Genomic DNA, 19,550 nt, shown 5'->3' on the forward strand with positions numbered 1-19,550 from the left:
GAATAAGGAGAAAATATGAAGAATCTGTTTATTAAAGTGCTCGGCACTAGCTTATTGTATGCGGCAACCACCTTTGCCCAGTCAGCAAACGAAATCGCCAAGAAAGTTCACGACTTGCCTTCCGGAAAAACATCGTCTGGAACCATTTCGGTTACCCTGATTGACAAAAACGGGAAAACCCGCAATCGCGAAATCGCATCTTACACCATGAAGGACGGAACCACCGACAAGACGGTCCTTGTTTTCAAGACACCCAGGGACGTGGCAGGAATCAGCTACCTCACCTACGACTACCCCGACAAGGCCGATGGTTCCACCGTCGATAGCGACAGCTGGATTTACCTCCCTGCCATGAAAAAGGTGCGCCGCGTTTCGGGTTCCAGCAAGGACGACGATTTCCAGGGAACAGACTTTACTTACGACGACCTGGGCACGCGCAGTCTTTCCAAGGACAACTTCGCCATTCTCGGCGAAGAGAAGGTAAATGGTGTTGACTGCTGGATTCTCGAAGCCAAGGCAAAGGATCCCAAAGCAAAAGTCAGCCGTCGCGTGTCCTGGGTGAACAAGAAAACTTACGTGGTCCACAAGGGCGAATACTACGACAAGCAGAACCACCTGCAAAAGACACTCGTTGCCGACAATATTCAGCAAGTGAACGGCTACTGGACCTCTCTCAAGATGACCATGACCAACGTCCAAACAAACCACAAAACCGTCTACGAAATCAAAAACCTTAAGTACGACGAAAAAGTAAACGAAAGTTACTTTACAGTCAGTGCGTTGGAACGTGAACAGGTCAAGTAAAAATGAGAGTTTCTAGAATCAATCATTTTTTTCGCAAGGTCGGAACCACCCAGATTCGTTACCGTTGGCCCATTCTAGCCATACTGCTCGTTATTACCGTAATCTGTAGTTCCGGTCTTGCCGATTTCGCTCTTTCGCGTGGCGAAGAGGGCTGGTTTGGCGATTCCGACGAAATCACCATCAATACGAAAAAATACGAACAGGTCTTCGGGAACCTGAACGGCGTCGGAGTCCTCCTCGTAAAGCAAGGCGATGGCGATGTCTTTAGCGAAGACATCCTGAATGTCATCGATAAAATCGGGACGCGGTTACAAGACGAAATTCCGTTTGCAAACAGGCTCACCTCGATTATCAATGTCAATATTCCCGTAGGTAACGAAGAAGGTTTTGAAATCGTCAAGCCTTATGAGAACGGGATCCCCTCGGACTCGGCGGAGCTCGCCAAGGCACGTGCCCTCGTGATGCGCGGGAACGAAAAAACGAACGCCCTCATCAACGCACTCGTCAGTGACGACGGACGCGAAACCTGGATTTCCTTGTCGCTCCACCCGTTCGAAGGCAAGGAACTTGAAGAGAAATTCGAAGGCGACGTAGAAGAAGTCAACCTGGCTATCGGCTACAAGCTGATGGAAATTATGGAAAGCGACGAATTCCAGAACAAAGACTATAAACTGTATGGCGGAGGAATCCCGTTCGACAGCGCCTGCGAAGACCGTTACGAAATTCCCGAATACGGCATCAGGGTACTATGCAGCGTCGGCGTGATGCTTTTATTCCTGGCACTTTTCTTGCGCAATTTCTTTGGCGTTTTCGTTCCGGCAATCACTACCCTCAGTGCCATCGCCTCGGTATTTGGCGGCATGGCCCTTTTCGGAGTAAAGGCAGATTCTACGCTCGTCACTTTGCCAGTCGTTCTGGGCATGGCATTAGCCGTTGGCTATTCGGTGCATTATATAAACATGTTCAAGTTGCAATTTAGACGCACCGGCATCCGTAAAGAATCTGCCATCAAATGCATCGAAGAATGTGGTTGGCCGGTCCTGTTTACGGTGCTTACGACCATGGCTTCGTTTATCAGTTTCCTGTTTGTCGACATGAAACCCCTTGTATGGATGGGTAAAGCCGCAGCTCTTGTGGTGCTCGCGATTTACCTCTATGTAACAATCCTGATTCCAATTCTACTGTCGTTCGGCAAGAACGGCGTGCCCGACACTACTAGCAAAGACGGAGCGACAAAACTGGACAAGGTATTTTCAGCCTGGTCCGATCTCGTCTATAAAAGAAAATGGCACTTTATTGTGGCTGCAGCCCTGATTATTGCAGCATTTATTCCGGGAATGTTCAAGATTACGGCGCAACTGGACTACCTGAGTATTTCGGGCGACAAGGTTCCCTATGTGCAAGAAATCAAGAAAATGCTAAAGACTAAGCTCGGAAACCAGTACAGCTATTCCATCATGATCTCTTTTGACGAAGAAGGCGCATTCAAGAAGCCCGAAAACATGAAAGCACTTTTGGAACTCGAAGATTACGTAGGCGCTCTTTCGCTTACCAAGTGGTCGGGTGGAAAACCGCGCGTGACCTCGGCGACAAGCATCTTGAAAGAAATGAACCGAGCTCTAAACGAAGGCAAGGATTCGCTTTACACTGTCCCCGAAGACGAATACGTACTTGCGCAGCTGATGGAGCTTTCGTCTATCGAAATGCGCGAAGACTTTAGCGAAACGATGGACGAAGAATTCAGAATTACAGAAGTCAGCGTGGACATGACCCAATTCGCTACCGAAGAAGCGCTCCAAAACATGAACGCTTTAAAGGCTAAACTCGCCGAACTGTTCCCGAACGCCCAATGCACACTGCTTGGCGACATGATCCGCTATTCCGAAATGAGCAATCGCATTGTTTTTGGAGGTCTAAAATCCTTCGGATTTTCGCTCATCATCATCGCCATCATGCTGATGCTTGCATTCTCCAGTTTCAAGCTTGGAATTATCGGCATGATTCCGAACGTGGCCCCTGTCATTTTGGTGGGCGGTGTCATGGGATACTTTGACTTTGCGCTGGACTTTAGCACTGTCACCGTGATGCCCTTGGTATTGGGTATTGCCGTAGACGACACAATCCACTTGACCACACACTTGAAAGTCCGATACGAAGAATGCGGATCCCTATCGAGGGCGATGGAAGCGACCTTCCGCGAAATCGGGGCTTCGATGTTCCTGACCACGTTGATTCTGTGTGCGATGTTCGGCGTTTACCTGTTTAGCCCCTTGCGTTTCTTGATGGTGCTCGGTCTGCTAATCATTGTCGGCCTTTCAAGCGCCTTGCTCGCCGACTATACGATTACGCCCGCACTTCTGCAAGTGTCAAAACCGTATGGCAAAGAAAAGGAGAAAGCATGAAACGATTTACCGCACTCAGCTTAGCCATTGCCGCTACCGTTTGCGCCCAAGAAACAGTCTTCTTGGGTAGCCTAACCTCGCAGGCCGGGGTAGGACTCCCGAACGCACACCACAACAAGGGCGACTTTCTGCTCGGCCAGACGATCTTTGACGGCACAATCAAATCGTACCTGGACGAAGCCATGGTTTATGTAAACGGCCAGATTGTCCACGACGCCTTAGGCGCTCAATCGACAAACGGCTCATCGGCATTTGTGGCCGATGACGGCACTTTCGCCTTAAAACTACGCGAAGCATACATCGACTGGAAGGGCGAAATGCTTGCGCTCCGTATCGGTCGACAAGTGGTCTCTTGGGGCAAGGCAGACGACATCCAGATTACAGACGTATTGAATCCGCGAGACGAAACAAATGTAGTTGCAGCCGACTACAGCGAATCCAAGCTAGGTGTAGACGCCGTGCGCCTATCCCTATTAACCGAAAAAACGCAGGTGGATGCCTACTGGATTCCGTTCTTTACGCCAAGCATTCTGCCACTTGCCAAGGGAAATCCACTGCATTCACGCATATTCCCGGAGGAAGTGGATGGCGTCGGGATCAATTATCCAGAAAAATACGACGACTTTGAACTTCCTGAAAAAAGGCTTTCGAAGAGCGAACTCGCACTTCGCGCAAGCTCATATACTTCGGTCGCAGATTTGTCGCTGTACGGATTCTATGGTTGGGATGACCTCCCGTTAATCCGATACAACCCCAATATTGTTTTTGGCGATGGCGAAGATATGCCTGCAACCAGCTACACAATCGATGTGACTGGTGAATACAAGCGTATGTACATGATCGGAGCCGATGCAGCGATTCCTGCCGGAGATTTCGTATTCCGTCTTGAAGGAGCCTATTTCCCAAAGAGGCACTTCCAAACAGATGTCAACAGTCAACTCTTTAAGTATTCGGAAGACTCGCGCCCCGCAAGCAAGAGAAAGAATCAAGTCTTGGGCCTTGCCGGGCTAGACTGGACACCTAGCGGAGGTTGGACGATTACAGCACAATATGTTGCAGACGGCGTAATCGATCACGATAGCGACCTTGAACGAAACGAGTTCGAGCACCAGGCAACCTTGAGTATTGAAAAATCGATCCTGAACGAAACGCTCACCATTATGGCCTCGGGCGCTTTGGATCTATGGGATTTTTCTACGGCAAGCGAACTGGAACTGGACTACAAGCTAACCGACGCGATTACGCTTAGCCTGATTGGAGACCTGTACTTGGAAGGCCCCGACGGCAAGGAGGGGCTATACGGCGAATACCGCGATTATAGCAGCGTCACTTTCAAAGGAAAAATGTCATTCTAACGTTCTGGAGGGGAAAGCATGAAAAAAGCATTATTTGCATTCGCTGCCGTACTTTGCTTAAGCAGTCAGCTTTTCGCAGAAGAAGCCCCGAAAAAAGCCACTCAAGCACCTTCGCCTTGGGAGTTTTCAGCGACGACCTCTGCGGCCTACTATCCTGAAGTAGAACACGATCGTGGAAGCACTCATATTACAGGCATCAGCGGTCCATACGACGGCATCGAGGCCGTTGCTGAGTTTGACGCGGCCTACACGCTCCCCTTCTTGCGTGGAGACGACGAATTCACCGCCGACAACCATGTAACCTTCAATATGGGTCTAGAAATTTCACCCATTACGGTCGCACCCGTCGCATCGATTACCGTATCGCCCATTGCCTTTTTGGAACTAGCAATCGGCGGCACGGCAGGAACCGGCTGGAACGCATTCGATTTATTCCAAGGCATGGCTGCATACAACGAAACCAAGCCCGAATATAAAGACATGACGCCCTTTGCACACTGGTACTTGTACGGCTGGGGAAGCGCATGTCTCATGTTCGATCTTGCCGCCCTCTGGGAAGGCGACTGGCACCACGTTGTAGCGACAGCCACCTACAAAGCCGGCTACCAGAAATTGACTGGCACCGACAGCGATGTTTGGCTCTGGCAGGAGACAGACGGCATGGCAAGCGGCTGGGTGTACGAGCAGGAATACTTTGTAGGCTACCAGATGCCTTTGAAACTTTCGATGATCGGCGTCGGCACCACGCTTTCGGGCCATTATAAGTCCAGCGATTTCGGCGACTATTCATCAAACTACAAGGGCGACTTCATGACCATCGATATTTGGCCCATGGCTGAAATCACACTTGACAAGAAAGACAAGCTTTTTGTGCTTTTTGATTTCCAGTCGCGCCGCAGTTTCCACGAAAAATACAAAGACGTAGAACACGAGCCCCTAATGACATACAGCGGCAGGGAATGGATATTCTACACACTCGGCTTCCAGTGGAAACATCTGTTTTAATTCTTTTCACAATTTTTTTACTAAAATATAATACGGAGCCTAGAATGGAACTTAGAACTGTTTTGAACGATGCTGAAATGACAATTGCTCTTTCTGGCGAGCTGAACACCCTCACCTCGCCCAAACTCGCAGAAGAAATTGCAGCACACATCGAAAAGGTAAACTCGCTAATCATGGATTTCAAAGAATGCGATTATGTATCCTCGGCAGGGATCCGAGTATTACTTTCAACATTCAAGGTCTTAAAAAAGAAACAGGGAAACATGCAACTTCTCAATATCGGCGAAAACTTCAGGGAAGTCCTGGACGCAACCGGACTCGACGCCGTTTTCGGTTTAATTTAAATGACTAACTACGAAATAGAGATGGAACTTGACAAAGCTTCAAAAGCCCTGTCAAAAGAAACGCAATCTATAAATCTATCTTACTGGAATGCCGGCTCCGAATACAAGGCTCAGCTCAAAGATATCCTCAAATACGAATCCGTACAGGATATTTTTGACTATCAATATTATCTTCCTGAATCCATCAAAAAAAACATTGCAACCAAATTAGGCTTTTCAAGCGAAGATTTCTACGAATCTCAGGGTTTCGCCTTCTCGCAAAGCACCCATTCGATTGTAACAATCGCAGTATTTCTTTCACAAAGAAATTTGAAAACAGGAATCATTGCGCCAGCATACTTTACGGCACAGACTTGCCTAGACGATTTAAAAGTTGACTACCACGTTTTTAACGAATTCATTCCCAACTTCAATCAAAATTTTGATATCGGCCCCCTTATAAATTCGGACTGCGAAGCATTTTGGTTCACCTCTCCCATCAACTCGACAAGCGTTTATTTCAATCAAAATGTCGTAAACGGCATTCAAGAACTTCTAGATGCAGGAAAATGGGTCATCTTGGACGAGGCCTTATGCGTAAACGGAAAGGAACTTTCAAGAACATTAGGAATTCAAGAAAAACTAATGTACATCTATAGCCCGCACAAGGCTCTAGGAATTCAGGGAATTAAATTTTCTGTCATTGTCACACATAAAAAGTTCTCTGACGAAATTGATAGGCTTAAAGATTGTTACGGAGGCTCCCTAAATTATCTAAGTCAACTGGGTGCACGTCATTTCATCTCCCAAAATTACGACGAATGCCTTCGTTTTTACAATCAATTTTGGAGCGACAATTACAAACGAGTTCATCAGATTCTAGCAAATTACCATTTCGCCCATGTATCACCTGATATATCCGGTCATTATGCCATGATCTTTCTTGACGGGTGTATAGGAACGGAAAATTTTATTTTCGCCATAAAAAAACTAATCCAGGAAAAGGGATATTTAATTTTTCCGGGTGTCATGCACGGTTTTGACATAAGCAAACAGTTCTGTTTTAGAATCAACCTGCTCCTGAACAAGAGTGATTTGGAAAAAGGACTTATTTCAGTTCTTGACTACATGGGCAAATTCATCGAGAATGCATAATGGCTAAAGAAAAATTTTTCGCCGTACATGACAAACTTACCGAACACGCTCAAATGACGCCCGGTGCCATTGCCGTTATCTGCGCAGACAAGGAACTTTCGTACAAGGAACTTGACCAGGAATCAGATTATTTGGCGGCATCGCTTTTCGCCCTGATTCCAGAAATCAGACAAGGGGATTTCATCACTCTTGTATTGGACAGGTCTTTCTCTATTCATATCGCCATCATGGGCGTTTTAAAAACGGGTGCGGCCTTTATCCCACTTACACTCGACACGCCTCCTGAAAGAATTGCATACAGCATCAACGATTCCAAATCGCCAGCCATCATTACAACCGCAAAAATCAAGGCGGAACTTCTAGAAATAGGCAAATGCACTTGCAAGATTTTCACACTAGAAGAACTCCTTGCCAAAGCGAAAAAAGAACATTTAAAAAAACAAGTTGTTCATGTAAGCCCCGATGACATGGCAATGTGCATTTACACCTCAGGTTCTACAGGAAATCCCAAAGGGGTCTCGCTTAACCACAGGGCCATTTACGAAGAATTCTTTCCAGAACAATGGATCGCCATTGCCCAATATCAAATTCATCGATTGGCCGACATATCCCCATTCACGTTCATCCTTTTTTATACAGGATTCTTTTATTGCATTTATGCAGGCGCCCTATTTTTCCTTAACAAAGAAAACGAGCTTAAAGATTTAACAAAATTTTCGGAACAGATCAAGAAGTATCAACTGGATTCCGTAATTGGAATACCTTCATTCATAGAAATTCTACTTTCTGCGGCAGACAAAGAAAATTTTGAAAGCATTATAGGCCTTTACATGGGCGGAGAGCCGCTCTCTCCGGAGCATGCCACGAAAATTTTCAGCAAACTCCCTACCGTAAAAATCATCAATGGGTACGGTACGACAGAAACATGCTCCATGGCCGTGTGCAAGGTATTGCGAAATACAACAAATTCCTTCACAAATGGAATTCCATACCGGACAAAAGTCTTCATCGTAGATGAAGAAGGAAACGAACTTGGACCAAACCAAAAGGGAGAACTTTTAATACAGGGCAAGACCCTTTCTTGCGGATACTTGAATCGTCCCGATGATACGGCAAAGAGCTTTATAGAATACAGAGGCGAAAGAACATACAAATCTGGGGATCTTGCCTATAGGACCGATAGCGGAGAAATTGTGATCTGCGGGCGAACCGACGATATGGTAAAGTTAAACGGACAGCGAATTGAGCTCCAAGAAATAGAACAATCCATCTTAAAAATTGAAGCCATTAAGCAAGCAACCGTTATTTTAAAGACCAACGAAAAAGAGAATTTCCTTGTCGCATTCATTGTTGCAGACACAGACATATCTACAAAGGCTATCAAGGGTGAGCTATCAAAATTTCTTCCGCCTTATATGATTCCTTCGGTTTTTGTAACGCTTGAAAAGATGCCCTTAAATAAACACGGGAAAATTGACAAGCAAAGCCTAAAAACAATGGATATTTCGTTTAAGCATTTAAACGAGGACTCTTCAGAAATTGGCATCGAAAACATCTTATGTTCAGCGGTCAAAAAAGTTCTTGATCTAAAAAGAGACCCTTCCAAAGAAGATAATTTCTTTGAGCTAGGCGGATCCTCTATATCAGCCGTTGAGCTAATCATCGAGATAGAAAAGCATCATTTAACGCTGACGGTTTCAGATATCTACTACGGAAAGACAATCGATCGAATTGCAAAAAAAATACAATCAAACAAGAACTCAGATGACAATGAAAAATATGAAGAACAATGCCGAAAAAAAACATTCGACATAAAGGCAGAGCAAGAATTTTTCCTATCTGAAGAAGAACAAAAATCCGGCAGTAATTACGTTTACAACTTTTCGTACGTTGTCACACTCGGAAATCAATACGATGAAAAAAAACTATGCGAAGCCGTAGACAAGACACTTCAAAAGCATCCGATGATGATGTCTGTTTTTTCGAAAGATGAAACGGAAAAATATTCCGTCTCATACCGCCCTGAATTGATAAAAAAAACAGAATTGTGGCACACCTCCGAAAAAGAATTCAACAAGTTTAAAGAAAAGCCGGAGCGTCCATTCAATTTATTCGGAGAACATCTGTATAGAACCAAAGTCATTGTAACAGAGAAAAACAAGTACCTCTTTGTGGAAGTCCATCATTCTCTAGGAGACTATTACTCGTGTTTTATATTCGCCGTACAGACCTTCAACGAGTATTACCAAGAAAAATCAGGAGATGACTTTTATTATTCGTACTTACAAGACCTAGAAAACACCAAGAAGTCCACAAAATATGCTGAGGCAAAAAGATATTACGAATCCCTAAAGGGCGATTTCAAATGGTGTTGCGTACTTGAATACGACCATACAAAATCTTTCGGAAAAAGTGCTTATTTGGATTACGATTTAGGAATTTCCCTAGATCAAATGAACCAAGCCGAAAAAAGACGTTCTACATCCAGGAATGAACTTTCTATCGCGGCGGCAATACTTGCCCTTTCCGAGATGACGGAAAAAAAGAAAATCTGCTACACCTGGACTTATGACAACCGGAAAGAAGGCAAATACCTAGAAACAATCGGCAGTTTCGAAGAAAATCTACCCATCTTTATCGATCTTGAAAAAACGGATTCTCCCTCAAAAGTTCTTTCCGAGATTTCAGAACAAATCCTAAAGGGCATTTTCTATTCGGAATGCCTAGGTGATATTTTCTACAATGACGAACTGGACACATACACCTTGGAAATCATCTATCAAAAGCAAGTCCATGAAAACACCATGCTGAACCTGATTCCGCCGGAAGTTCAAATCGAAGAAGTGGGTTTGAACCGCAATGCGGCAATGCCTTTCGAAATAGAGGTGCGCGAAAGCCCTTCGGGACTATCCCTGTTTATCGAGTATGCGGAAAATCTATACACTCCAAAACAGGCGTTACATTATGCAGAACTGTTAAAAAAGAATTTGACCCTTTTGATGAGTACCTAATCAAATTACCATTTTTTAACCTATTATTATATTTAAATGAATGAGCAAGACTTTTCTGTCTAAAAAATTTCTTTCGCTACTGGTTTCGGGAACAGTCTACATGATTGTCGTTCCAATCTTGTTGCTGTCGGATTCCGTGATTGCAGGCCTTGTATTAGGAGAAACGAGTGTCGCCGGCATCAGCCTTGTAACCCCCGCATATTCCCTAGCCGCCTTTTTTGGCGGAATCCTTTCGATTGGCGTTCCCATCTTGTACAACCGCGCCATGGGAGAATTCGATCAAGCGAAAGCAACCCAGTATTTCAGGGTCGGATTGACCGCTGCTGTTAGCATAGGCGTACTCTTGTTCTTAGCCTTTACGCTGTTGGGCGATACCTATCTCCATTTTTTCGAAGCGACCCCCGCTGTTTTTGAACAGGCCAAGCAGTATTTCTTTTGGTACAAGCTAACCATTCTGATTTTGCCTTTATTCCTACTGATGTGCGAAGCCGTATTTTCAGATGGAGACGACACGATTAGCACAATCGCAGGCATCGTACAGCTAGTTGTCAACATAGCCCTCTCCATCGTCCTAGCAAAATCCATGGGCATCGAAGGAATCGCCCTGGGTTCGTTTATCGGTACCGCACTTGCACTTTTAGTGACTAGTCTCCACTTATTCAAGAAAGGAAACTCGCTAAAAATCGGATTCCATTTTTCAATTGCAAAAATTTTTCACATAGCGAAATACAGTACGATCGATGCGAGTACCTATCTATTTTTCGCCTGCTTTGCAGTGATTGTCGAAAAATACATCACATTCGCATTCGGTTCTGAAATGCTGATTATTGCCTCCGTTATTTTCTTTGCAAAAGAGTTTCAGATTATTTTTGACGGCATCGGAGAGGCCATTACACCCCTCATCAACATCTATCTAGGCGAAGAATCCTACCGCGGCATTAAAAATTGCTACAAGCTTGCGCAGAAAGCGGCTGTTGTCGAAGGGGTTTTAATGACCGTCATCATAGCGGCAGCGGCTCCACTCATCGTAAAAATTTATGGCATTGAGAATCCAGAAATCGCCGAGGAGGCCATCAACGGGGCACGCATTATTGCACTTGGGCTCACCGGAACCAGTCTTCTCTACTTGCTCTCTTCGTATTATCTGCTCATCGACAAGATTTTTCTTGGGGCACTTCTCTGCGGATTACGCGACGTGATTGTCGCCGCCCCCCTCCTATTCATTCTCGGCGAAAAATTTGGAATTTACGGTTTCTTTATCGGGATAGCCCTTTCGAGTATTTTCGCCTACATCGTCTCGACACTATTTATCCGCACCAAATACGGCAAAGAAAACTACCCGTTGCTACTTGCAGATAAAGAAAAACGACTGAACTACCGCTTCTACGAACTCAAGCTGGAGCCGGAATTGATTATTGATGTTCAAAAGCAGATAGAGCGATACCTTCAGGAAAATGGCATCAACAAAAAAATCATAGCCAAAGTCAAATTGCTCATTGAAGAACTTTTTATGCTTGTTTTTGAGAAAAACGGGAACACGGCAACCTATGCGGAATGTTCCGTCTTTATTCGAGAAGATGGAATCCAGATTATCACTAAAGACGATGGAGTTTTATTCGACTTATCAAGCGACGATGTAATCGCAGGTTCCATTACCGAGTTCATGGTTTCGGGTTACATGGAAAAAATGAAAAATAACAAAATGTACCTAACAACCATGAGTTACAACCGTAACACATTCAAGGTAAAATTCGAGGCATAAATATGACCTATGAAGAAATTGCAGATACCCTGTTTGTAGAAATATCCGTTTTCACGACCTTGCTAACCGCATTCATGTTGTACAACAACATCGTATTGTACAAGATGAGTTTCAAGGACAAACTTTCCATTATGCTTATATCGGCAACGGTCTTATCCGCCTTTGACGGAATATGGCATTTTGTAGATGGGAATCTTACATACAAAATTCTTAATTATGCCTGTGCCTATATTTTTGCAATTGCAATGATGCTTGGAACATCGATGTTTACGCGATTCTCGTTGAATCAATTTGGACTCAAGATGAGTTCAAAAAAATTGCACTACGCGCTATTTATCGCACCCACCGTTCTTACCGTTATTTTATGCCTAACGACACCTTGGACCGGTCTAGTATACTCCATCGACGAACATGGGGAAATACAATATGGCATCATCTTTGATTATTGCTTGGTACCGATTGCGTTCATGTACGCAGGTTCACCATTGTTGCAGTCCTTCTATTACTTAATCCGACGGCGAAAATCAAATGCAGAAAAGAAATTCTATGGTCAATGTATTTTGATAACCTCCTTTTTGATTGCAGGAATTGAGTTTATTCAGCTATTCATCTTGGAACTTGATGAAAATTATCTAGAAACCAGTCTTTCATCCGCCATCGCGCTCACCTTCTTTACAACAAACGTGAACACGAATAGATTCGTCAAGAATCGCGAGAAAATAGTGGCCGTCGAAACCGACCTGAACCTCGCCGCAAACATTCAAACAGGTTCTCTTCCTTCCGCAGAGGGCGCTCTTGTCAACCACCCCGACGTAAACATCTACGCAACCATGGATACTGCCAAGGAGGTCGGCGGAGATTTTTACGATTTCTTTGAAATCGACGGCACGCATATTGCATTTGTCATCGCCGATATTTCGGGCAAAGGTGTTCCCGCGGCCCTCTTCTCGATGACCGTAAAGACGATGATCAAAGACCATGCTTCGATGAAACTGTCCACGGCTCAGATCTCTACCGATGTCAACCGAATCCTGTGTGAAAACAACCCCGAAGAAATGTTTGCCACAGCATGGATTGGCATTCTAGACACCACGACACGCATCATGAAATTCACAAATGCAGGCCACAACGCCCCCTGTTTTGCAAGAAAGGGCGAAAATTTTGAATTTTTGAAGAACAAGCATGGGTTATTCCTTGCAGGCATGGACGATACACAGTACAAGGAATCCGAGATTCAATTACAGGATGGCGACAGCCTTTTAATCTATACCGACGGATTAACCGAAGCGCACAATGGCTCAGGGGAACTTTATGGCGAAGAGAGACTGCTGAAAAAACTCAATTCGGCCGATGTCCGTGGCGGCAAAGCATTCTTGACTCAGATCAAGGAAGACCTGCAAGCTTTTGTGGGAAATGCCGAACAATTCGACGACATTACCATGTTGTCCATTTCTCTCAGGTAGACAAAGCCGCAAACTTACCCGAATTTTCCGGAGCGCTGCATGCTCTGGATTTCTTCGATGCCAAGCAGCATGGCGCGGGGTTTCGAGTTACCCTTGGCAGGGCCACACACGCCGAGGCTGTAAAGTTGGTCCACAATTTTACCGGCTCGGCTGAATCCCACGCTAAAGTGGCGCTGCACCGCCGAGGTCGAAAGCCCGCGGCATTCCACCGCCCAGACGGCCACATCGTAGAGCAGTTTGTCAAGCTTGCCCAAGTCCTTGCCTCCGCCCTCGCCGTCTTCGTCGCCTTCGCCGTCGCTAACGTCGAACGATTCCACCTGCGGATAGAATACGTTCTGGTCGGAGCAGGCATCGGCAAGCTTTTCCGCTTCTTCGTCGCTCAAGAAGGCGCCATGGACGCGCACCGGTTCAGGGTCGTTCACGGCCTTATAAAGCATGTCGCCGCGGCCCAGGAGCTTTTCGGCGCCGGCATGGTCCATGACCGTGCGGGCGTCAATCTGCGATGCCACCTTGAAGCTGATACGCGTCGGCAAGTTCGCCTTGATGATACCTGTAATCACCTTCACAGAGGGGCGCTGCGTTGCAAGCACAAGGTGAATGCCCACGGCACGAGCCTTTGCAGCAAGGCGCGCCACGTTCTTTTCAATTTCCTTTCCGGCCACCATCATGAGGTCAGCCATTTCATCGATAATCACCACGATGAATGCCATGCGATGGCTGCGGTCTTCTTCGGGCACTTCATCGGGCAACTCGCCCGCTTCGAACTTGGCGTTAAAGCCACCAATATTACGCACCTTCGCCGCCGCCAAGACTTCAGTACGGCGGTCCATTTCGTAACACAGCCACTGTAACGCCTGAATAGCAATTTCGGGCTTGGTAATCACCGGGGCCAGCAGATGCGGGATGTTTTCGTACATCTTGAGTTCCACCGCCTTCGGGTCCACCAGAATCATGCGGAGTTCGTCAGGAGTCTTACTAAAGAGCATAGACGCCATGAGGGCGTTAATGCAGACAGACTTACCGGAACCCGTCTGACCGGCAATCAGCAAGTGCGGAGCCTTGGCCAAGTCCATGGTGAATGCTTCGCCGGTAATGTCTTTACCGAGAGCCACCAGAATCTTTTCGGGCGACGGCTTGAACTTTTCGCTCTGGAATACATCGAGGCTGTACACCGTCTGGAATTTGCGGTTCGGAATTTCGATACCGACTGCAGCCTTGCCCGGAATCGGGGCCAGAATGCGCACCGACGAAACACGAAGCGGAAGCGCCAAGTCTTCTTGCAGAGCAGAGAATCGGCTCACCTTCATGCCCGGGCCCGGTTCCACTTCAAAACGGGTAATCATGGGGCCCGTTTCGCAACCGATTACGCGGCCCTTCACCTTGAAGTTTTCAAGCTTTTCTTCGAGCATCTTGCCGATGGCGTTCAATTCTTCTTCGCTGTAGTCGGCCGTCTGCGGTTCATGTTCTTCCAGGATATCGCTAATAGCAGGCACCTTGTATTCATCGTAAACCGTCGTCGGGTCGCGCTGCGGAATCGGGGCAGCCTTCATACCCGCAGTCGATGTACCGTTCGGCACCGTTCCAATCGAGGCACCCAGCGTTTCATCCGGCATTTCAGGAACTTCGCCCACATCGTCGGCGCCGTAAACTTCGGGCACAAACGTTTCATCGTCTGCCGCACCATCACCGCCGAGCAAGTCTTCGGCATTGATATTTCCACGAGTCGGCTCGCCCGCCATCATCGTGCGTTCGTCTGCAGGAACCTGCGTCATGCCTCTTTGCGTTACACCCTTTGCGGCAGGCATCGTTCCCGTCGGCATAGCACTTTCTACCGTACGCGTCGCCATAGAGCCCGTTACCGGAGAACCTTCGCGGCGCACGTCGCCCTTGACCTGCATACGGCCGCGGTGATCCTTTTCCCAAGCGATCAAGTCGCGGGCACGCTTGAGGGCAGCAATCTTGTCCTTGACTTCCACAATTTCAAGGGCGTTCATCTTGCCGCCATTCTGGCGCAAGTAATCTTCGAGTCTGCGAATTTCAGGATCTTCGTCCAGATTGTATCCGCCGACCACATTATTCGTAGAATCAGCCTGCAGTTCAGCCTCTTTCGCACGGCGAGGCGTCAGCGTCTGCAAAACTTCATCCGGAAGGTTCGGCACTTCGTCCGTCGTTCCGTTCAAGCTGAATTCATCATCCATCCAGCTATTGCGACCATTGAACGGCGTCACCTTATTCTTTCGACGAATCTTGAAGCCATCCGGTTGAATATTCACGGTGTTGTCATCCATGTACACACCGCGCGGAAGCGCACCCTGCAGGTCCATATTCGTCTGCACTTGGGGCATACGGCGGGTATCTACCGGTTCATAGACATCCCCTTCAATCGGTTCCTTTTTCTTGAACACCGACTTAAGCCAGGCAGTCGTCTGCACCACAAACTTGAAATGTCTCGGACGAAGGCCAAACGCAATCACCAAAATCAAGGCTATTCCCAAAAGCGAAATGCTCAGCGGCATCAACAAAGAGGCCTTACCAAAAATGGGGACCGCCACAAACTGGTTAAAGAACTGTCCGAACGCACCGCCGCCCTGAATCAGCAAGTCTTTCGCAACCTTTGTTTCGCCATAGTTTCTAAGCGAGCAAAGAAACGAAATGATAATCGACAAAAGGGTAAGCCCCACCGCATAGCGAATAAAACGGGTACGTCTCGAAACGGATACCAGGGCAGCACCCCACAAAACCAGAGCCGACGACACAAACAGCGATGCGACCCTGCCAAACACAAATGCCAAAGCATCGGGGAACATCTTGCCCAGATACGGGCCCAGAACGTTTTCACGCACGCCACTATAGGCAGAACAAATACAGCCAATCATCAATATAGAGCCGAACCCGACCAAGGCCCAGCCACCGAGAATGGCACCAAAACCCTGCTCTGAGGTTTGGAAATCATCATTTTTAGAAGATTTCGTCGATTTTCCAGCTTTTTTCGATGTTGTTTTCTTTTGAGTAGCCAAAATGCCTCCGCAAGTACCTCCTAAATATAGCATTATATTATCTTTTTCTTATGCAAATAAAGTTTTCGAAAAAGATTAAGAAAGTTTTATCAGGCTTCTCTATTTCGGCCCTTATTGTTCTATTAATTCTTGTTTTCGGAAGCACGCAAACCACCACCTTGCCCGAAGCCATTCAAGACTCGACACTTGGAAAATCCCAGCGTAACAGTGCCGAAACTTTGGAAAACATTTTTTACGATTTATTCTTCAAGTTCTCCACTCATTCCGAAAGAGCCGAAGACGAAGAAGACACTCACCAGCGTGTATCCATTAGCGACAGCCTTGACCAGAACATTTACATTGTCGATATTGACGAAGCCTCCCTGACTAAACTGGGTAACTACAATGAATGGGACCGTTCCATTCACGCCAAAGTCATCGAGAACTTGAGCGAAGGCGGTGCTGCAGCAATCAGCTTTGATATTCTGTTCAAGAGTGCCGACTTCGGTAAGCAAAAAACGAACCAAGCCGTAAGCGTACTTAAGAAAATCGCCCCCGAAGCAAAAGTCGATTCCCTATACCCTTCGCTCCTTGCCAACTACAACTTTGACTCCATGCTAGTGAACGCCGTCAAAGAAAGCGGCAACACCATTGTCTGCTACATGTTCGACGAACGCAAATCGTACAAACACGCCTCTCAATGGATTCCGCTGAGCATGCAAGAACGCGCCGACGCCATCGGATACAGTTCTACCCTGGACACTACCCAGATTGACAAAATCGACTACGTGGAGCCCAAGGACTTGCTCGACAACATCTTCCCCGAACTTGCTCAAGCAGGAGCCAAATTGGGTTCAGTAAACGCCTACCCCGATGACGATGGCGTGGTCCGCAAAGTTTCGATGCTTTACCGATTCCCCAACCCGAACCTAGACGTTATTCCCTTCCTGGACACCACCAATGCAAGCGACAAGGAAAAATACGACGCCCTTCTGAAAAGCGAAAACAAGAACTACGTGTATTCCACCATGTCGTTCATGACCATTCTGCACCTTTTCCACAAAAATCCCAAGGATATCAAGGTCAAAATGGGCAAATACATTGATGTGGGCAAGCCGTTCGGCATCTACCGCGACTCGGCCGGCACCTACCACACGACCTACCCGAACTTCAGTTACCACATGTTCTTGCTTCTCCGCGAAACTCTTGCCGAAAAGAAAATCCAGTCCAAGGCAAGCGAAGGTATTCTTGAAATTTCTCACAAGGTCTTTGCAAGCAAAAACGAAAAAGGCAAAATCATTTTGGAACTTTCAAACGGCGGAACGAGCTGTTTACTCGACGAAGAACAATCCAAGCTCCTGATGATGGTAAACACCGACCAGCTTGACGCCCTCGAAGAACAGGAATCTGTAAAGCTCAATCAAAACTACATCATCCGCAAAAACGAAGATGAAGAAGGTTTCTACCAAATCGTGAAAAGGCCCGTCACCATCGGCAACGACGAAAACGATGGCGACGAAGAGGAGGAAGAAGAAGATGATGATGACGACGCTTTCGACTTTACCCGAAATGCCGTCAAGACGTTGACCTTCTACAAGGATTCCCTCAAGCGCATGCCCGCCGGCCAAAAGAATATTCTTTCGCTGGACATGCAAATCCATTTCAACAAGGCTACCAAGAAATGGAATTCGAACATGGCTATTCTTTCAGATGCCGTGATTCGCGACATCCAGGCCACAAAAGACGAAGCCATTGATACCCTCAAGCCCGGCGAAGAACTCCGCTTTGGAAAAATCAAGCGCATTCCTATCGACCAAAATGGCCGTTACCAAGTCAAGTACAAAGGCCGTTTCAACGAAATCAACAATAGACGATTCCAGCACCTGTCCTATTACGACGTTTACAAGGGACGCATCGACAACTTGTTCTATCAAGGAAAGATTTTCATTCTCGGGTCTGCAGCAGCGGCTCTATTCGACTTCAAGACAGTCCCGCAAGAAGAAAACTACCCGGCAGTGCTAATCCACTCCACCATTATCAAGAATATTTTGGAAGATGACTACCTTGTAACCTTAGGCGAAAAGAAGCAACAGGTTATCGTCGTCTTACTTGCGCTCATCTGCCTTATTCTAGGTCTTTACTTTACGAGCTCTATTTCTGTGGCGCTATCTATTTTATTGATGGGCGTTTACACCGTCATCGCTTACAAGTATTTCCAAGGCGGGCTCTATATAGGCGTTTCAAAACAGTTGCTCGCCATGCTCCTGACTAACATTACGGCACTTGTCGTGCAGTTCTACTTTGAAAATAAAGAAAAGAGCTTTATCAACAACGCCTTTAAGCAGTACATCTCGCCAGAACTGATCGACGCCATGGTGGAAAACGAAATTATGCCGACCCTGGGTGGCGAAAAATCAAACATTACCGCCTACTTTACCGACATTGCAAGTTTCTCCACCTTCTCCGAAAAAATTGGCGACCCGAGTAAACTCGTTGACCTTTTGAATGAATACCTGACCGCAATGACGGACACCTTGCTCGAGAACAAGGGAACTCTCGACAAGTACGAAGGTGATGCCATTATCGCATTCTTCGGCGCGCCCATGCCTCTGCCAAACCATGCCCAGAGTGCCTGCGAAACCGCAGTCGAAATGCAACGAAAGCTGATTGCCCTGCGCAAGAAATGGATTTCCGAAGGCGACAAATGGCCTACCGTCGTGCACAACATGCACATGCGTATCGGAATCAACTCCGGCGATATCGTGACGGGCAACATGGGTTCTTCGATGCGTAAGAACTACACCATGATGGGCGATGCCGTTAACCTCGCCGCACGTCTTGAAAGTGCTGCCAAACAATACGGCGCCTACATTCAAATTAGCGAAGACACACAAAAGGATTTGGAAGAAGGCCACTTCATTTACCGTTCCCTCGACACAATCCGCGTGATTGGTAAGAGCCGACCGGTCAAGACGTTTGAAATCTTGGAAAAGGCCGACTGCAAGAACCAAGATTCCCTCAAGGAACTTGTGGGCATTTGGGAAAAGGCCCGCGCCTGCTATCTGAATATGCAATGGGACGAAGCCATCGAGCTATTCAAGCAATGTCTTGAACTCGAGCCCCACCACCCCGACCGCGATCCAGGCAGCAAGACCACGCCTTCGCACGTTTACATCAAGCGCTGCAAAGCATATAAAATCACCCCGCCTGTTGCTGAAGGCGAGGTATGGGACGGCGTTTTCATCGCCACCGAGAAATAAAAAAAGCCCGCTTT

The 19,550-nt window shown here is 46.8% G+C and carries 11 protein-coding genes; 10 read left to right on the forward strand and 1 reads right to left on the reverse strand.

Annotated elements, in window-relative coordinates; genetic code table 11:
* Window positions 1–15: 15 nt before the first annotated feature.
* From QZN53_RS07195 to QZN53_RS07235, 9 genes are read left to right on the forward strand one after another with little or no spacing between them, the layout of a single operon-like run.
* The gene (locus tag QZN53_RS07195) at window positions 16–804 is read left to right on the forward strand and encodes an outer membrane lipoprotein-sorting protein (RefSeq protein ID WP_163438347.1); all 789 of its coding nucleotides are present in this window, start codon (window positions 16–18) and stop codon (window positions 802–804) included.
* A 2-nt stretch (window positions 805–806) separates the two neighbouring features.
* Complete coding sequence (locus QZN53_RS07200) at window positions 807–3,206, forward strand: MMPL family transporter (RefSeq protein ID WP_163438349.1); 2,400 nt, start codon at window positions 807–809, stop codon at window positions 3,204–3,206.
* On the forward strand, window positions 3,203–4,561 hold the full coding sequence (locus tag QZN53_RS07205) for a DUF1302 family protein (protein ID WP_163438351.1): 1,359 nt from the start codon (window positions 3,203–3,205) through the stop codon (window positions 4,559–4,561). Before QZN53_RS07200 ends, QZN53_RS07205 begins: the two co-directional genes overlap by 4 nt.
* Window positions 4,562–4,579: 18 nt before the next feature.
* The gene (locus QZN53_RS07210) at window positions 4,580–5,566 is read left to right on the forward strand and encodes a hypothetical protein (RefSeq protein ID WP_163438353.1); all 987 of its coding nucleotides are present in this window, start codon (window positions 4,580–4,582) and stop codon (window positions 5,564–5,566) included.
* A 44-nt stretch (window positions 5,567–5,610) separates the two neighbouring features.
* A complete protein-coding gene (locus QZN53_RS07215) occupies window positions 5,611–5,910 on the forward strand; it encodes an STAS domain-containing protein (protein WP_088628228.1) in 300 nt (99 codons plus the stop codon).
* Complete coding sequence (locus QZN53_RS07220; RefSeq protein ID WP_163438355.1) at window positions 5,911–7,044, forward strand: hypothetical protein; 1,134 nt, start codon at window positions 5,911–5,913, stop codon at window positions 7,042–7,044.
* Window positions 7,044–10,055, forward strand: a complete 3,012-nt coding sequence (locus tag QZN53_RS07225) for an amino acid adenylation domain-containing protein (protein WP_163438356.1) — start codon at window positions 7,044–7,046, stop codon at window positions 10,053–10,055. Before QZN53_RS07220 ends, QZN53_RS07225 begins: the two co-directional genes overlap by 1 nt.
* 40 nt (window positions 10,056–10,095) lie before the next feature.
* Window positions 10,096–11,817, forward strand: coding sequence for an MATE family efflux transporter (locus tag QZN53_RS07230; RefSeq protein WP_163438357.1), 1,722 nt, complete (start codon window positions 10,096–10,098; stop codon window positions 11,815–11,817).
* A gap of 2 nt (window positions 11,818–11,819) precedes the next feature.
* The gene (locus QZN53_RS07235) at window positions 11,820–13,280 is read left to right on the forward strand and encodes a PP2C family protein-serine/threonine phosphatase (RefSeq protein WP_163438358.1); all 1,461 of its coding nucleotides are present in this window, start codon (window positions 11,820–11,822) and stop codon (window positions 13,278–13,280) included.
* A gap of 14 nt (window positions 13,281–13,294) precedes the next feature.
* Here the strand turns inward: QZN53_RS07235 and QZN53_RS07240 are convergent, their stop codons facing one another.
* Window positions 13,295–16,297, reverse strand: a complete 3,003-nt coding sequence (locus QZN53_RS07240; protein WP_294652223.1) for a DNA translocase FtsK — start codon at window positions 16,295–16,297, stop codon at window positions 13,295–13,297.
* A gap of 50 nt (window positions 16,298–16,347) precedes the next feature.
* Here QZN53_RS07240 and QZN53_RS07245 point away from each other — a divergent pair, with 50 nt between their 5' ends.
* Window positions 16,348–19,536: a CHASE2 domain-containing protein gene (locus QZN53_RS07245; RefSeq protein ID WP_163438360.1), complete on the forward strand. Its 3,189-nt coding sequence runs from the start codon at window positions 16,348–16,350 to the stop codon at window positions 19,534–19,536.
* Window positions 19,537–19,550 lie beyond the last annotated feature (14 nt).

This window comes from uncultured Fibrobacter sp., from assembly GCF_900316465.1.
Classification (GTDB): Bacteria; Fibrobacterota; Fibrobacteria; order Fibrobacterales; family Fibrobacteraceae; genus Fibrobacter.

Excerpts from the sequence above, each read along its gene's own strand:
- QZN53_RS07195 (WP_163438347.1), top strand. The coding sequence starts at position 16 with ATGAAGAATCTGTTTATTAAAGTGCTCGGCACTAGCTTATTGTATGCG.
- QZN53_RS07200 (WP_163438349.1), top strand. The coding sequence starts at position 807 with ATGAGAGTTTCTAGAATCAATCATTTTTTTCGCAAGGTCGGAACCACC.
- QZN53_RS07205 (WP_163438351.1), top strand. The coding sequence starts at position 3,203 with ATGAAACGATTTACCGCACTCAGCTTAGCCATTGCCGCTACCGTTTGC.
- QZN53_RS07210 (WP_163438353.1), top strand. The coding sequence starts at position 4,580 with ATGAAAAAAGCATTATTTGCATTCGCTGCCGTACTTTGCTTAAGCAGT.
- QZN53_RS07215 (WP_088628228.1), top strand. The coding sequence starts at position 5,611 with ATGGAACTTAGAACTGTTTTGAACGATGCTGAAATGACAATTGCTCTT.
- QZN53_RS07220 (WP_163438355.1), top strand. The coding sequence starts at position 5,911 with ATGACTAACTACGAAATAGAGATGGAACTTGACAAAGCTTCAAAAGCC.
- QZN53_RS07225 (WP_163438356.1), top strand. The coding sequence starts at position 7,044 with ATGGCTAAAGAAAAATTTTTCGCCGTACATGACAAACTTACCGAACAC.
- QZN53_RS07230 (WP_163438357.1), top strand. The coding sequence starts at position 10,096 with ATGAGCAAGACTTTTCTGTCTAAAAAATTTCTTTCGCTACTGGTTTCG.
- QZN53_RS07235 (WP_163438358.1), top strand. The coding sequence starts at position 11,820 with ATGACCTATGAAGAAATTGCAGATACCCTGTTTGTAGAAATATCCGTT.
- QZN53_RS07245 (WP_163438360.1), top strand. The coding sequence starts at position 16,348 with ATGCAAATAAAGTTTTCGAAAAAGATTAAGAAAGTTTTATCAGGCTTC.